Genomic DNA, 13,412 nt, shown 5'->3' with positions numbered 1-13,412 from the left:
ATTGGTATATTGGTGTATTGGGGGCAAGGCTTCAGTCCTGCATTGCGGGACTAAAGTCCCGCCTCCATTCAATCGCGTTGCAACGCAACGCACCGACATCCAAAATCCATCATCCAAAATCTATCATCCAAAGCGTTGCTCTGCAACGCCCACCGAAATCTTCCATCTTCCATCTTCCATCTTCCATCCAATCATGGGATAGCAATCCCACGCTACATAGTTCTCGGTTTCTAGTTACTAGTTCCTCGTTACTGGTTTTTGCTCGGTTCCTCATTCCTCATTCCTCATTCCTCATTTTCCCCCGTAAGGGGGAATCATGATCCGCCCCTTCTACACTCTGATGGCTTTTTTGCTGGGACTGGTCCTCCTGGCCGCGGGGCACTATGCACGCTTCGATCGGGACGGGGTGTTGGAGAAACAACGTGCCCTGGTGGCGGTGACGGGGCTCGATGCACCGGCGTTGAGCGTGTCGTGGTTCGAGCCCAGGGAACGGCGATACGAGGCGGCGGTCAACCCGGCCTATCCGGAACTGCTGCCCCCCGATCGGCTCGATTTCGTCTATGGAGATCTCTATGGGAAATAATCCCTTTTTCCACTTTCTGACGCTGGGTCTTTTTGCCCAGCGACGCAAGCATCTGGGGGTGGTGGCGCTTTCAGTCGTACTCATTTTCCTGCTGGCTTCGACCCTGTTTATCTCCTCGTCGTTGCAGTATTCCCTGCGTCGGGCTTTGGTGAGCGAGCCCGACTTTGTCGTGCAGCGGGTGCGGGGGGAGCATCTGCTGCCGGTGCCTGCATCGTGGATCGACGAGATCGCGGCGCTGCACGGGGTGGACCGGGTCAGCGCACGGGTCTGGGGGCGCTACTACACCCGGCCCAAAGGCAAAAGCTTCCTCATCGTCGGGATCGACTTTCTGGAGGATCAGAGCCATGCCGCCCTGGCCAAACTGGTAGAACGCACCGACCTGCGCAAATTCCTGAGCGGCGGCTGTATGATCGCCGGGGAAGGGGCGGCCCGCTGGATGCGCAAGCATTTTTACCAAAAGGACTACAATTTCCTGGCCCCCGACGGGAAATTCATCCCCCTCAAACTTTTTGCGACGCTGCCCAGGCAAAGCTCCCTTATGGGGGAAGATATGATCATCGTCCCCATCGAAACCGCCCGCAAGATCCTGGGGCTGGGGCCCGATGAATCGACCGACATCACCTTCAACGTCCCCAACGACGACGAACGCCCCAACATCGAGAGCAAAGTCTCGGCGCTGCACTACGACCTGTGGGTCATCTCCAAAAAAGAGACCCGCGGGGCCTACGACCGGCTCTTCAACTACAAGGGGGGCTTTTTCCTGGTGCTCTTCCTGATCGTGCTGCTGGCCTTTGCCCTGATCCTCTATCAGCGCGCCAGCCAGGTCTACTCCAGCGAAAAGCGCTCCATCGGCATCCTGCGGGCGCTGGGGTGGAGCATCCGCGACGTGCTGTGGCTGAAACTGGGCGAATCCCTGACGATCGTCATCAGCAGCTTCATCCTGGGAAGTGTGGCGGCCTATTTCTACGTCTTTGCCCTGGGGGCGCCGCTGTTGCGGCAGATCTTCCTGGGCGGTGCCAACCTCACGGCCCCGATCCGGCTCGTGCCGGTGATCGATTTTTCGATCCTGGCTTCCATTTTCCTGCTTTACGGCGTCAGCTTCATCGCGGCGGTGCTGATCCCCGTCTGGCGGATCGCCGTGACCGATCCCAAGGAGGCGATGTTATGACGACTGGCGTCGGGTTATTGGTATATTGGTGTATTGGTATATTAGGGGTACCTTCGGCGATTTCTCGTCGTTTGTCATTTGTCGTTTGTCGTTTGAAATTCGTCGGCAGTCGGCAGTCGGCAGTCGGCAGAGTGAGCGTCGCAAGTCGTAAGTCGCAAGTCGCTAGTAGTGTTGCCTTCAGCAACACACCGACATCCAAAATCCAAAATCCAAAATTTATCATTAAGGGCGTTGCTATGCAACGCACACCGAAATCTTCCATCTTCCATCTTCCATCTTCCATCCAATCGTGGGATAGCAATCCCACGCTACGAGATCGGTTTCTAGTTACTAGTTACTCGTTACTAGTTTCTACAATAATTCGGTTCCTCATTCTCCGAGGTGTGCAATGAGTCCGGTCATAGAGATCCACAGCCTCAACCGCCATTTCGACAGCGGAGAAGAGCGTTTCCATGCCCTCAAAGATATCGATCTGACGGTCGATCGGGGGGAGTGTGTGATCCTGCGGGGGATCAGCGGCAGCGGCAAAACGACACTGTTGAGCATCATCGCAGGGCTGGATCACCCAAGCAGCGGGGAGATCCGGGTCGAAGGGGAGGCGATCGCCAAACTCCCCGATCGGCATCTGAGCCGTTTCCGGGGGCGGCATCTCGGGATGATCTTTCAGCACTACAACCTGATGGAGGAGTTGAGTGTGCGGGAGAATGTGGCCGTGCCGCTGATCCCGATGGCACAGAGTATGCGGGAGGTCACCCGCCAGGTGGAGGAGGCGATGGAACGGGCCAATATCGCCCACAAAGCCGAGCAGCGAGCCGCCCGCCTCTCCGGAGGGGAGAAACAGCGCGTCGCCATCGCCCGGGCCCTAGCCACCGATCCGGAGATCATCCTCTGCGACGAACCCACCGCCAATCTCGACCGTGCCAACGCCCGCCGTTTCCTGGAGATCCTCTCCCGGCTTCACGAGATGGGCAAAACGATCCTCATCGCCACCCACGATCCGATCTTCGAAGAGCTGCCCTTCGAGGCGAGGGTGGTGGAGATGGAGAATGGGGCGATCGTCGATCGAGTGAGGAGTGAAGAGTGAATTTTCGTCGTTTGTCGTTTGTCGTTTGTCGTTTGAAATTCGTCATCAGTCGTCAGTCGTCAGTCGGCAGAGAGGGAGTCGCAAGTCGCCAGTCGCAAGTCGCTAGTAGAGTTGCCTTCGGCAACGTCATTGGTCATTGGTTATTGGTCATTGGGAGTGCCTTCGGCGCTTTTATTCGACGTTTGTCGTTTGTCGTTTGTCGTTTGTATAGAAGCGTTGCAAAGCAACGCCTACCGAAACCATTCATCATTCATCATTCATCATTCATCACTGAGCAATACAGGAGTCAAAAATGACTCCTGTATTGCTCAACACCCAGGTCCTGGTCTATCTCCTCAGTGAAAGCGTGGTCTGGGGCTTGCTGGCGATCGCCTTTGGGGTCTCGGTGCATATTTTGTGGTGCTGGGATTTCGGCAGTACCAGTGAGGAGCAGTATGCCCTGGAGCGGCGGGCCTATCTGGTGATGACGATCATCCTGGCGGCTTTTGTACTGAAGTTTCTGCTGCTGCCCTTTTTTGTCTTTACCATCGACCGGCTCAGCGATCTGGTCCCCGGTGCCATGTGCGCCGCGGGGGTCATCAGCGCCAACGCCTACGGCCTGCCGCTGCTCTTTCTCAAGCTTCTGATTCTTTTCGGCCTGTTGCTGTGGATGGTGCTCAACCACTACGATCTGGAGGCGAAGAGCTATCCCTGGTTCCGGCTCAAAATGGGTCTTTTTGTGCTCCTTTTTATCCTGGTCTCCGTCGAGCTCTGGATGGACTGGGCCTATTTTTTCCATTTCGATCTGAGCCGTCCGGTGAGCTGCTGCTCGGCGCTTTTTGGACAATTGGAAGGGGCTAATCCTCTCCCTTTCGGTTTGGATATCCCCAAGCTGTTGCTGCTTTTTTATCTCCTCTATCTCCTGATCGTCGTCGCTACGCTGGCGGGGCAGCGATGGCTGGAGTTGGCGGGCTACGGGCTCTTCGTCTTCGTCGCTTACTATGCCGTGGTCTATTTTTTCGGGACCTATGTCTATGAGCTTCCTACCCATAAGTGCCCTTTCTGCATGTTCCAGCGCCCCTACCACTATGTGGGCTACCTGATCTGGGGATCGCTTTTCGGGGGGAACTTCCTGGGGCTGATTGCGACCATGCTCCGTCTGGGACTGGGGATTGACACCCACCGCCTGGAGCGGATCGGATTGGGGCTCGTTAGCCTCTTTGTGTTAGTATGCAGCCTCTATGTGGGGGTCTATTATCTGCGAAACGGAGTCTTGCTATGAAAAAACTGATGCCGATTCTGGGGACGCTGCTCTTTGTGGTGATCGTGGCCGTGATTTTCATTTCCCTGGCCAAAAAAGAGCAGCCGGTGACCATCGTCAAGGGCAACACAGCCTTTAAACCGCTGCCCATCAAACTCAACGCCACCAACGACACCCAGTGCAAAATGCTCATCAAAAGCGAACGCAACGCCGCCGAGGTGATCGCCCCCGACGGGCGTACCTGGTTTTTCGACGATCCGGGCTGTATGACTCTCTGGCTCCAGGATAAAGCCTGGAAGGACCGGGCGAAAATCTGGGTACATACCCTCGATACGAAGCGTTGGATCGACGCCCGCAAAGCCTGGTACGGAGTCAAAGACGCCACAGCGATGCACTACGGTTTCGGCGCCCGGGAGAAGCGGTGCAAGGAGTGTATCGATTTCCATGAAATGCAGCTGCGGATGCTGCGGGGCGAGAATTTGACCAATCCCAAGATCCGCAAAAAACTTCTGGGGGTCTGAGATGGGCGGCATTGATATATTGGCAATCGTGACGGCAGCCTTTCTAGGAAGCTTCGGCCATTGTCTGGGGATGTGCGGCGGGATCGTCATCGCCTACAGTTCCGCTAAGATCGACAAAAACTGGAGCAAAACCCACGAGGTAATTGCTCATCTGCTCTACTCTCTGGGGCGGATTACCACCTATGTCACCCTGGGGGCGGTCTTCGGTGCCATCGGCGGGGTGGCCAAGTTCAACGGCTATGCCAACGGGATACTCACCATCGTCGCCGGGGTTTTCATGATCCTGGCGGGTCTCTCTTTGGTGGGTAAGCTTCCTTTTCTGACCCATTTGGAGCACTCCTTCTCCCGGAGCGGCTGGTATCAGCGGGCGTTTAGCTATATTCTGCGGGACCGATCGCTCTACAGCTTCTATCTTCTGGGGCTTCTCAACGGTCTGCTTCCCTGCGGGCTGGTCTATTTCTTCGCCGTGGAAGCGGCCAGCACCGGGAGTCCGCTCTGGGGCGCCTTCGTCATGCTGATCTTCGGCCTCTCGACCGTGCCGGCGCTGCTGGGTCTGGGGCTCTTCACCGGGCTCTTTACCAAAAGCAACCTGCGCAAGATGATGATCAACCTGGCGTCGATCGTGGTTGTACTCTTCGGTCTCTATACGGTTTATCGGGGCTACGACTTTCTCCGCCATCCCCAGAAGTCGCTTTTGAACTGCTGTGAATCGGAAGAGGAGGGGGACAAAGGTCCTGCGGACAAACTCCCTGCCTACCAGGGACAAAAGATTCAGATACGCTAGCTTTTCTCCCCCCGCTGCCGGGAGAATCTTCAATAACTTTTGCTATACTTGTGAGCATCATTTAAACTATGAGGAGCATTACATGGCAATTCTGGATGAAGTCAAAGAGGTCGTAGTCGAGCAGCTCAACGTCAGCCCCGACGAGGTCAAAGAGGATTCGAAATTCGTTGAAGATCTGGGAGCGGACAGCCTGGACGTTGTCGAGCTGGTCATGGCCCTGGAGGAGAAATTCGATATCGAGATTCCCGACGAAGAGGCCGAGAAGATCGCGACCGTCGCCGACGCCATCAAGTTCATCGAAGAACACAAAGCCTGAGTCCTTACGCCCGCCCCGCCGGGGCAGCGTGACAGATACGAGTCTTTGGATGAAGATTCGTATCTATTACGTTTATGAGGAGCCGATGTGAGAAGAGTCGTTGTGACGGGACTGGGGATGATCAACAGTGTGGGGCATGACAAAGAGAGTGCCTTCGAAGCCATGGTGCGGGGAGAGTGCGGGATCGACCGAATCACGCTCTTCGATCCGGAAGCCTTCTCGGTTCAGATTGCCGGTGAGGTAAAAAACTTCGATCCCAAGACCGTCATGGATCCCAAAGAGGTCAAAAAAGCCGACCGGTTCATCCAGCTGGGGCTCAAAGCGGCGGCGGAAGCGATGACCGACTCGGGGATCGACGACTCGGTGGAGCGGGAACGCTTCGGCGTCAGCTGTGCTTCGGGAATCGGCGGCCTGCCCACCATCGAGCGGAACTCCGTCGTGTTGCATGAGCGGGGTCCCCGCCGGATCTCTCCCTTCTTTATCCCCTCGGCGCTTGCCAATATGCTGGGAGGGTTCGTCTCTATCGCCCACACCCTCAAAGGGCCCAACCTCGGCTCCGTGACCGCCTGTGCCGCGGGAACCCATGCCATCAACGAAGCGGCCAAGACCATTATGCTGGGCGGGGCTGACCGCATGCTGGTCGTCGGCGGCGAAGCGGCCATCACCGGCATCGGCGTCGGCGGATTTGCCGCGATGAAAGCCCTCTCCACCCGCAACGACGATCCCAAGCACGCCTCTCGTCCCTTCGACGCGGAGCGGGACGGTTTCGTCATGGGCGAAGGAGCCGGATCACTGGTCCTGGAGGAGTACGAAGCGGCCAAAGCCCGCGGGGCCAAAATTTACGGGGAACTGATCGGCTTCGGTGAGAGCGGGGATGCCAACCACATCACCACTCCCACCATGGACGGTCCGCTGCGGGCGATGAAGGCAGCCATGGCGATGGCCGGCAACCCCAAAGTGGATTATGTCAACGCCCACGGGACCTCCACCGCCATCAACGACAAAAACGAAACCGCCGCCCTCAAAGAGCTCTTCGGCGGCAAAGAGAACTGCCCGCCGGTGAGCTCCACCAAAGGGCAGATCGGCCACTGCCTGGGAGCCGCCGGTTCCATCGAGGCGGTGATTGCCCTGATGGCGATGGAGCGCGGAGTCATCCCGCCGACGATCAACTATACCACTCCCGATGAGAACTGTGACCTGGATTACGTCCCCAACGAAGCGCGGGAAGCGCAGCTGGATGTGGTCATGAGTAACTCCTTCGGCTTCGGCGGCACCAACGGTGTCGTCATCTTCCGCAGAGTCTGAGACGGTAGCGATGGCCACCTATCTCGATTTTGAAAAGCCCATCGAGGCGATCCAGCAGGATATCGAGTCGGCCAAGGCCCGGGGGGATATGGATGCCGTCGAGATCCTCAACAAGGATCTGGAAAAAGAGGTCAAAAAGGTCTTCGGATCCCTGAGTGACTATCAGAAGCTCCAGCTGGCCCGCCACCCCGACCGCCCCTATGCGCTGGATTATGTCCGGCGCCTCATGACCGATGCCCAGGAGATCCACGGCGACCGGATGTATCGGGACGATCCGGCGATTCTGTGCTATCTGGGCTGGATCGGCGGGCAGAAGACGGTTCTCATCGGCGAGCAGAAGGGGCGTGGCACCAAGCACAAGCTGCGCCGCAACTTCGGGATGCCTCATCCCGAAGGCTACCGCAAAGCACTTCGTGCGGTAAAACTGGCGGAGAAGTTCGATATTCCGGTCCTGATGCTCATCGACACTCCGGGTGCCTATCCCGGCATCGGAGCCGAGGAGCGGGGCCAGAGTGAAGCGATCGCCCGGAACCTCTTTGAACTCTCCGGAGTCAAAGTCCCTCTGATCTCCGTCGTCATCGGCGAGGGAGGTTCCGGCGGGGCCCTGGCCATCGGGGTGGCCGACCGTCTGGCGATGATGCGCTACTCGGTCTTTGCTGTCATCTCCCCCGAAGGATGCTCCGCGATCCTCTGGAACGACCCCTCCAAAGTGGAGCAGGCCACCAAAGCCCTCAAGATCACCCCCGATGCCCTCAAAGAGTACGGTCTCATCGACGACATCATCGACGAACCCCTCATCGGTGCCCACCGCGATATGGACAGCGCCGCCGAAGCCGTCAAAGAGTATTACCTCCGCTCCGTCCGCAGCCTGAGGGAGCTAAGCAAAGAGGAGCTGGTGCAGAAACGGTATGAGAAGCTCATTTCCATCGGCGCGTTCAAAGAAGAGAGTTAATAATTAATAGTTAATAATGAATAATTTTGGTAAGCGTCGTGATACGACGCCATTGATTGAAAAAAGCGATGCGAAGCGGCGCATACCGAAATCATTCACCATTCATCATTCACCATTCACCATTGAGGTGTTCAACCAATGTTGAACTCCATAGTCGACTGGATCGTCCAGACCGTCAACCACTGGGGTTATTTCGGCATCTTCACGGCGATGTTTCTCGAGAGCAGTTTTTTCCCCTTTCCCAGCGAAGTGATCATGATCCCGGCGGGGTATCTGGCTTTCAAGGGGGAGATGAATCTCTATGCGGCGATCTTTACCGGGATTCTGGGATCGGTGGCGGGCGCGCTGTTTAACTATTGGCTGGCTCATCGCTTCGGCCGTCCCTTTCTGCAGCGCTATGGCCGGTACATCTTTCTTGACGAGCGGACCCTGGAGAAGCTGGAGCGATTCTTTACCCGGCATGGGGAGATCTCGACCTTCAACGGGCGGCTGATTCCGGGGATTCGTCAGTACATTTCCCTCCCGGCGGGATTGGCCCGGATGCCAGTAGGGCGCTTTGCTCTCTATACGGCCCTGGGGGCGGGGATCTGGGTGACGGTTCTGGCGCTGCTGGGCTATTTCCTGGGAACCCACGAGGATCAGGTCTCCCGCTATCTGCATAACGTGACGATCATGGCACTGATCGCCGTGGCGGGGCTGAGCCTTTTCTACTGGCTGCGCCACCGGGCGAAGGAGGAGCTGTGATCCTGGCGGATGTGGGAAATCGGCATGTGCATATCTACGAGGAGGGGCGGGTGCTCCATTTGGAGCTCGAGGATGCCCTGGATGCCTTTGGGGAGCGGATCGTCCACTACATCTGCGTCAATCCTGCCGCCCGGGAGGCGATCGTTCGTGAGAGCTACTGGCGGGATATCTCGGAGCGGATCGATCTGCCCGGCGCCTACGAGGGGATGGGGGTCGACCGACGGGCGTTGTGCCTCAGCCGGGGGGACGGACTCTATGTGGATGCCGGCAGCGCCCTGACCATGGACCGGGTGGAAGCGGGAGAATACCGTGGCGGAATGATCCTGCCGGGCCTGCATAGCTACCGTCGAATGTTCGCAGAGATTTCACCGGTGCTGGACCGGGAGCCCGACTGGGGGATCTTGACCGAACAGCCCCCCAAGGGAACCCCGGAGCAGCTGAGCTATGGTATCATTGCACCCATCTATCACGAGATTTGTCGTCAGCGGGAAGATCTGCCTCTTTATATCACGGGAGGAGACGGCCGGATCGTCGCCTCGTGGTTCGACGACGCGGTCTATGATGAAGCGATGGTCTTCGAGGGAATGGAGAAGGCGATGCGTTGCGCATCTTGATGAATGGTTAATAGTGAATGGTGAATGATTTTTGAAACGTTGTTTTCACAACGTGTTTTATCTTTTAAGGAAATGTGATATGAAGGAAAATTTATTAAAAAAAATCGTCGCAATGCGACGCATACCTAAACTATTCACCATTCACCATTCATCATTCACCCAAAAGCGGAGCTTTTGCTCCAAAAAGGAGCAACTATGCTGACCATCGCGCTGCCCAAAGGGCGTATCGCCGAAGAGACGCTGGCGATCTTTTCGGAGCTTTTCGGCGAGGGATTCGAGTTCGAAAGCCGTAAGTTGATTTTGGAGATCGGAGAGTTTCGTTTCCTCAACGTCCGCAACCAAGACGTCCCCACCTACGTGGAGCACGGCGCGGCGGATCTGGGGGTCGTGGGGCTCGATGTGATCACCGAGAAAGAGCTCGATATCGTCGATCTGCTTGATATGAAGCTGGGGCGCTGCAAGGTGGCTATCGGGATCCGCAACGAAGACGAGTTGGACTGGAGCCGCCCCGACATCAAAGTGGCGACCAAAATGGTCAACATCGCCAAGAACTACTTCGCCTCCAAAGCGGTGGGGGTGGAAGTGATCAAGCTCTACGGCTCCATCGAACTGGCGCCGCTGGTGGGGCTGGCCGACGCTATCGTCGATATCGTGGAGACAGGGACCACCATGCGGGAGAACGGCCTCAAGGTCGCCGAAGAGATCATGGACTCCTCCGCCCATCTCATCGCCAACAAAAATAGCTTCTACGCCAAAAAAGAGGAGATTCTCGATCTCTACGGCAAGATCAAAGCGGTGGTTGATAGAGATTAGTCGATAGTCGATAGAAACTAGTCGGCAGTCGTCAGTCGCCAGTTTGCAGTATGTTCGCTTCGCTCACTCTTTTACCTTTTTCCAAAGGAAAACAATGTCCAATTCCCCTTCGGCTCTCGATCTTTACGCCAAAGTCGAAGACCTCCTTGGTGTCAAGGAGGCCGCGCCCCGGCTCTATGCCCACTATCTGCTGGCTTTGCAGGCGATCGATTTCCGTTCACTTTTGGATGTGGGGTGCGGCAGCGGGGATTTTATCCTTCAGATGCAAGGGGTTTTTCCCGAAGTACATTTCGAGGGGATCGATCTCAGTCCCGAGATGGTCCGCCGGGCCCGAGGGCAGGGGGGCGAGGCCCGGTGTATCGATCTCTGCGACGTGACGGAGCGTTATGACGTCATCACCTGTGTCTTCGATATGCTCAACTATCTGGCTCCCGAAGAGCTTCCCGCCTTTTTGAACTGCCTGAGAGAACGGCTCAATCCCGGAGGCGTTTTGCTCTGCGACCTCAATACCCTCTACGGCTTCGAGGCGGTGGCGGTGGGGGCTTTTATGGCGGAGGACGACAGACGTTTCGTCGCAATCGAGAGTGATTTCGAGGCGGGGGTTTACGAAGCAGATTTCACTCTCTTTGAGAAGCAGGGCGAATGTTGGCGAAAGTCCTCTCAGCTTATCCGACAGTATTATCATTCGCCGGAGGAGATCGCCGGATTGCTCGGGGCTGATATCGCGCAGCGGGATCCGGTGACGCTCTATGCAGAGGAGCCGGACAAGGAGTTTCTGGTCTACACCCTGCCTGCCTGAACGCTTATGCTAAAATCGGAACAAAAAAGTTTGATACATGGCCTATGATCTGAAAGAGAAACTTGTCGTCGCCATCTCCTCCCGGGCTCTTTTCGACCTGGAGGAGGAGAACCGTCTTTTCGAAGAGAAAGGCATCGAGGAGTACTACCGCTACCAGATCGGCCACGAGAACCGGATTTTGCGTCGGGGGGCGGCTTTCGGTTTCGTCAAAAACCTGCTGCGGATCAACCGCCATTTCGACGAGCCGATCATCGAAGTGATCATTCTCTCCCGCAACAATGCCGCTACCGGCCTGCGGATCCGGCAATCCATCGAACACTACGGTCTGGCCATCGACCGGGCGGGATGGACGGCGGGGCGGCCCATCAGCCGCTACCTCAAGGCCTTTGACGTGGACCTCTTCCTCTCGGCCCATGAGGCGGATGTGCAGGAGGCGACCGATGCCGGCGTGGCCGCCGCCCGGATCATCCCCAAAAAATATCGCAAACGAAAGGGCAAAGAGGTCCGAATCGCCTTCGACGGGGATGCGGTGCTCTTCTCGGACGCTTCGGAGCGGATCTACAAGGAGCAGGGGTTGGAGGCCTTTCTGGAGCATGAACGCCGCAACGCCAAAAAGCCACTGCCCGAAGGCCCTTTCGCCAAGCTCCTCAAGGTGATCTCTCATATTCAAGAGAGGTTTCCTATGGAGAAGGCCCCCATCACCACGGCCCTGATTACTGCTCGGAATTTCTCCACCTTCGAGCGGGTGATCCGGACGTTTGACGCCTGGGGGGTGCGGGTGGACGAGGCCTTTTTTCTGGGCGGAGTGGAGAAGCGTCGGATCGTCAAAGCCTTCGGTGCGGATATCTTTTTTGACGATCAGGATGTCCATCTGGTAGGCACCAGTCGCAAGACTCCCAGCGCTCGAGTTCCCTACCGCAGCGAAAAGTCCCGGAGCAAGAAGGGAAAACGATGAGTCAGAAAGACAGGGTCTTTCAGGAAGCACCCGGAAAGAAATTCGAGTTTGACGAGACGGTAGCGGCAGTCTTCGACGATATGCTCAATCGATCGGTTCCCTATTACGAAGAGGTGATGGAGCTCATCGTCCGGCTGATCCTCTCCCGGGAAAAAGAGGGCTTGCGGATTCTGGATCTGGGGACCTCTACGGCCCGCTTGCTTCTGGCGCTGCACAATACCGCCGCCTCCCCGCTGACTCTGCGGGGAGTCGACAACTCACCCGCCATGATCGACCGGGCGAGAAAAAAGTGTGCCGCCTTCGGTGCAGAGAGCATCGAGCTGATCGAGGGGGATCTGCGGACTTTCCCTATAGAGGGGGAGGATGTTGTGGTCGCCAACTACACCCTGCAGTTTATCCGGCCCATGGACCGTCCCGCCCTAGTCCGACGGATTTACGAAGGGCTCAACGAAGGGGGCGAGTTCTATTTCTCCGAAAAGGTGGTCTTCGAAGACCGCTATCTGGACAAAGCGATGATCGATATCTACTACGACTACAAGCGTCGGCAGGGCTACAGCGACTATGAGATCTCCGCCAAGCGGGAGGCACTGGAGAATGTGCTGATTCCTTTTACGATCGAAGAAAATATCCGACTCTGCCGGGAAGCCGGGTTTACTCACGTCGATACGATTTTCCAGTGGGCCAACTTCGCCACTTTTCGGGCAAAAAAACTCTGATTTAATCCAGTCCCCATTTGATGGTATATATTTTTTAATAGGAGTTTTTCACGGGTTATTCACCCCGTGAATAGAGCGTTTTTTCTTCAAAAAAGAAACTTTTTCCACTATACAATCTGATGGATCCTCAGGGAGTTTTGGGAGAAATTATCTTCGAAAAATATAGTAAACTTCCCATAATATGGTACTTCTACTCTATTGTTTCCGTTGAGGTAGAAAGGGCGAACTCTCTCGGGTGTTTCAAACTTGTATCCCGGGGAGATTGGGTATAATCTCCCCTCAAGTAATACGAATGATTCACAGTGTGAAAAAGAAGGATAGAGTATGCAATGGAGTCCCAGCAGCTGGCGAGATTTTCCCATCAAGCAGCAGCCTCAGTATGCGGATCAGGCACTGCTTCGATCGGTCGAGGAGGAGCTGCGGAGCTATCCGCCGCTGATCTTCGCCGGGGAAGCCCGCAACCTCCAGAAGGATCTGGCCCGGGTAGGCCGGGGAGAGGCTTTTATCATCCAGGGGGGTGACTGTGCCGAGAGTTTTGCCGCCTTCAATGCCGAGACCATCAAGAACCTCTTCAAACTGATTCTGCAGATGTCGGTGGTCATGACCTACTCCAGCGGCAAACCGGTCGTCAAAATCGGTCGGGTCGCCGGGCAGTTCGCCAAGCCCCGTTCCAGCGACTACGAAGAGAAAGAGGGCGTGAAGCTCCCCAGCTACCGGGGGGATATCATCAACGATATCGCCTTCACCGAAGAGGCGCGTCGTCCCGATCCCCGTCGAATGCTGCGGGCCTACTATCAGTCCGCGGCGACGATGAACCT

At 56.5% G+C, this 13,412-nt stretch carries 16 protein-coding genes; all 16 read left to right on the top strand.

All coding sequences use genetic code 11. The features are described 5' to 3' along the window. Positions 1-316: 316 nt before the first annotated feature. On the top strand, positions 317-583 hold the full coding sequence (locus F8I07_RS09540; RefSeq protein ID WP_292658921.1) for a hypothetical protein: 267 nt from the start codon (positions 317-319) through the stop codon (positions 581-583). Next, complete coding sequence (locus F8I07_RS09535; RefSeq protein ID WP_292658918.1) at positions 573-1,751, top strand: FtsX-like permease family protein; 1,179 nt, start codon at positions 573-575, stop codon at positions 1,749-1,751. Before F8I07_RS09540 ends, F8I07_RS09535 begins: the two co-directional genes overlap by 11 nt. 388 nt (positions 1,752-2,139) lie before the next feature. Then, positions 2,140-2,835, top strand: coding sequence for an ABC transporter ATP-binding protein (locus F8I07_RS09530; RefSeq protein ID WP_292658915.1), 696 nt, complete (start codon positions 2,140-2,142; stop codon positions 2,833-2,835). Positions 2,836-3,127: 292 nt separating this feature from the next. After that, positions 3,128-4,096, top strand: coding sequence for a hypothetical protein (locus F8I07_RS09525; RefSeq protein WP_292658895.1), 969 nt, complete (start codon positions 3,128-3,130; stop codon positions 4,094-4,096). Next, positions 4,093-4,596 (top strand): hypothetical protein, encoded by a 504-nt coding sequence (locus tag F8I07_RS09520; RefSeq protein ID WP_292658893.1) that lies wholly within the window; start codon positions 4,093-4,095, stop codon positions 4,594-4,596. The genes F8I07_RS09525 and F8I07_RS09520 overlap by 4 nt, the downstream gene beginning before the upstream one ends. Before the next feature lies 1 nt (position 4,597). Further along, entirely contained in the window at positions 4,598-5,380 is a 783-nt protein-coding gene (locus F8I07_RS09515) for a sulfite exporter TauE/SafE family protein (protein ID WP_292658891.1), read from the top strand. Positions 5,381-5,462: 82 nt separating this feature from the next. Further along, positions 5,463-5,696 (top strand): acyl carrier protein, encoded by a 234-nt coding sequence (gene acpP / locus F8I07_RS09510; protein ID WP_013553489.1) that lies wholly within the window; start codon positions 5,463-5,465, stop codon positions 5,694-5,696. An 87-nt stretch (positions 5,697-5,783) separates the two neighbouring features. After that, positions 5,784-7,001, top strand: a complete 1,218-nt coding sequence (locus F8I07_RS09505; protein ID WP_292658883.1) for a beta-ketoacyl-ACP synthase II — start codon at positions 5,784-5,786, stop codon at positions 6,999-7,001. 10 nt (positions 7,002-7,011) lie between these two features. Further along, complete coding sequence (gene accA / locus F8I07_RS09500; RefSeq protein ID WP_292658880.1) at positions 7,012-7,953, top strand: acetyl-CoA carboxylase carboxyl transferase subunit alpha; 942 nt, start codon at positions 7,012-7,014, stop codon at positions 7,951-7,953. Between the two features lie 138 nt (positions 7,954-8,091). Beyond that, positions 8,092-8,697 (top strand): DedA family protein, encoded by a 606-nt coding sequence (locus F8I07_RS09495; RefSeq protein WP_292658877.1) that lies wholly within the window; start codon positions 8,092-8,094, stop codon positions 8,695-8,697. After that, positions 8,694-9,311 (top strand): type III pantothenate kinase, encoded by a 618-nt coding sequence (locus tag F8I07_RS09490; protein WP_292658875.1) that lies wholly within the window; start codon positions 8,694-8,696, stop codon positions 9,309-9,311. Before F8I07_RS09495 ends, F8I07_RS09490 begins: the two co-directional genes overlap by 4 nt. Positions 9,312-9,506: 195 nt before the next feature. After that, positions 9,507-10,124: an ATP phosphoribosyltransferase gene (gene hisG / locus F8I07_RS09485; RefSeq protein WP_292658872.1), complete on the top strand. Its 618-nt coding sequence runs from the start codon at positions 9,507-9,509 to the stop codon at positions 10,122-10,124. A gap of 94 nt (positions 10,125-10,218) precedes the next feature. Beyond that, on the top strand, positions 10,219-10,923 hold the full coding sequence (locus tag F8I07_RS09480; protein WP_292658870.1) for a class I SAM-dependent methyltransferase: 705 nt from the start codon (positions 10,219-10,221) through the stop codon (positions 10,921-10,923). Between the two features lie 37 nt (positions 10,924-10,960). Beyond that, positions 10,961-11,878 (top strand): 5'-nucleotidase, encoded by a 918-nt coding sequence (locus F8I07_RS09475; protein WP_292658869.1) that lies wholly within the window; start codon positions 10,961-10,963, stop codon positions 11,876-11,878. Then, a complete protein-coding gene (gene cmoA / locus F8I07_RS09470; protein ID WP_292658866.1) occupies positions 11,875-12,594 on the top strand; it encodes a carboxy-S-adenosyl-L-methionine synthase CmoA in 720 nt (239 codons plus the stop codon). Before F8I07_RS09475 ends, cmoA begins: the two co-directional genes overlap by 4 nt. 324 nt (positions 12,595-12,918) lie before the next feature. Then, the coding region (locus F8I07_RS09465; RefSeq protein WP_292658864.1) for a 3-deoxy-7-phosphoheptulonate synthase at positions 12,919-13,412 on the top strand (494 nt) is incomplete at its 3' end.

This window comes from Nitratifractor sp., from assembly GCF_015487065.1.
Lineage (GTDB): Bacteria > Campylobacterota > Campylobacteria > Campylobacterales > Sulfurovaceae > Nitratifractor.
This window is presented reverse-complemented; position numbering and strand designations above follow the sequence as displayed.

Bases quoted from the DNA above. Each gene is read 5' to 3' on its own strand.
- F8I07_RS09540 (WP_292658921.1), top strand. From the start codon at position 317: ATGATCCGCCCCTTCTACACTCTGATGGCTTTTTTGCTGGGACTGGTC.
- F8I07_RS09535 (WP_292658918.1), top strand. From the start codon at position 573: ATGGGAAATAATCCCTTTTTCCACTTTCTGACGCTGGGTCTTTTTGCC.
- F8I07_RS09530 (WP_292658915.1), top strand. From the start codon at position 2,140: ATGAGTCCGGTCATAGAGATCCACAGCCTCAACCGCCATTTCGACAGC.
- F8I07_RS09525 (WP_292658895.1), top strand. From the start codon at position 3,128: ATGACTCCTGTATTGCTCAACACCCAGGTCCTGGTCTATCTCCTCAGT.
- F8I07_RS09520 (WP_292658893.1), top strand. From the start codon at position 4,093: ATGAAAAAACTGATGCCGATTCTGGGGACGCTGCTCTTTGTGGTGATC.
- F8I07_RS09515 (WP_292658891.1), top strand. From the start codon at position 4,598: ATGGGCGGCATTGATATATTGGCAATCGTGACGGCAGCCTTTCTAGGA.
- acpP (WP_013553489.1), top strand. From the start codon at position 5,463: ATGGCAATTCTGGATGAAGTCAAAGAGGTCGTAGTCGAGCAGCTCAAC.
- accA (WP_292658880.1), top strand. From the start codon at position 7,012: ATGGCCACCTATCTCGATTTTGAAAAGCCCATCGAGGCGATCCAGCAG.
- F8I07_RS09495 (WP_292658877.1), top strand. From the start codon at position 8,092: ATGTTGAACTCCATAGTCGACTGGATCGTCCAGACCGTCAACCACTGG.
- hisG (WP_292658872.1), top strand. From the start codon at position 9,507: ATGCTGACCATCGCGCTGCCCAAAGGGCGTATCGCCGAAGAGACGCTG.
- F8I07_RS09480 (WP_292658870.1), top strand. From the start codon at position 10,219: ATGTCCAATTCCCCTTCGGCTCTCGATCTTTACGCCAAAGTCGAAGAC.
- F8I07_RS09475 (WP_292658869.1), top strand. From the start codon at position 10,961: ATGGCCTATGATCTGAAAGAGAAACTTGTCGTCGCCATCTCCTCCCGG.
- cmoA (WP_292658866.1), top strand. From the start codon at position 11,875: ATGAGTCAGAAAGACAGGGTCTTTCAGGAAGCACCCGGAAAGAAATTC.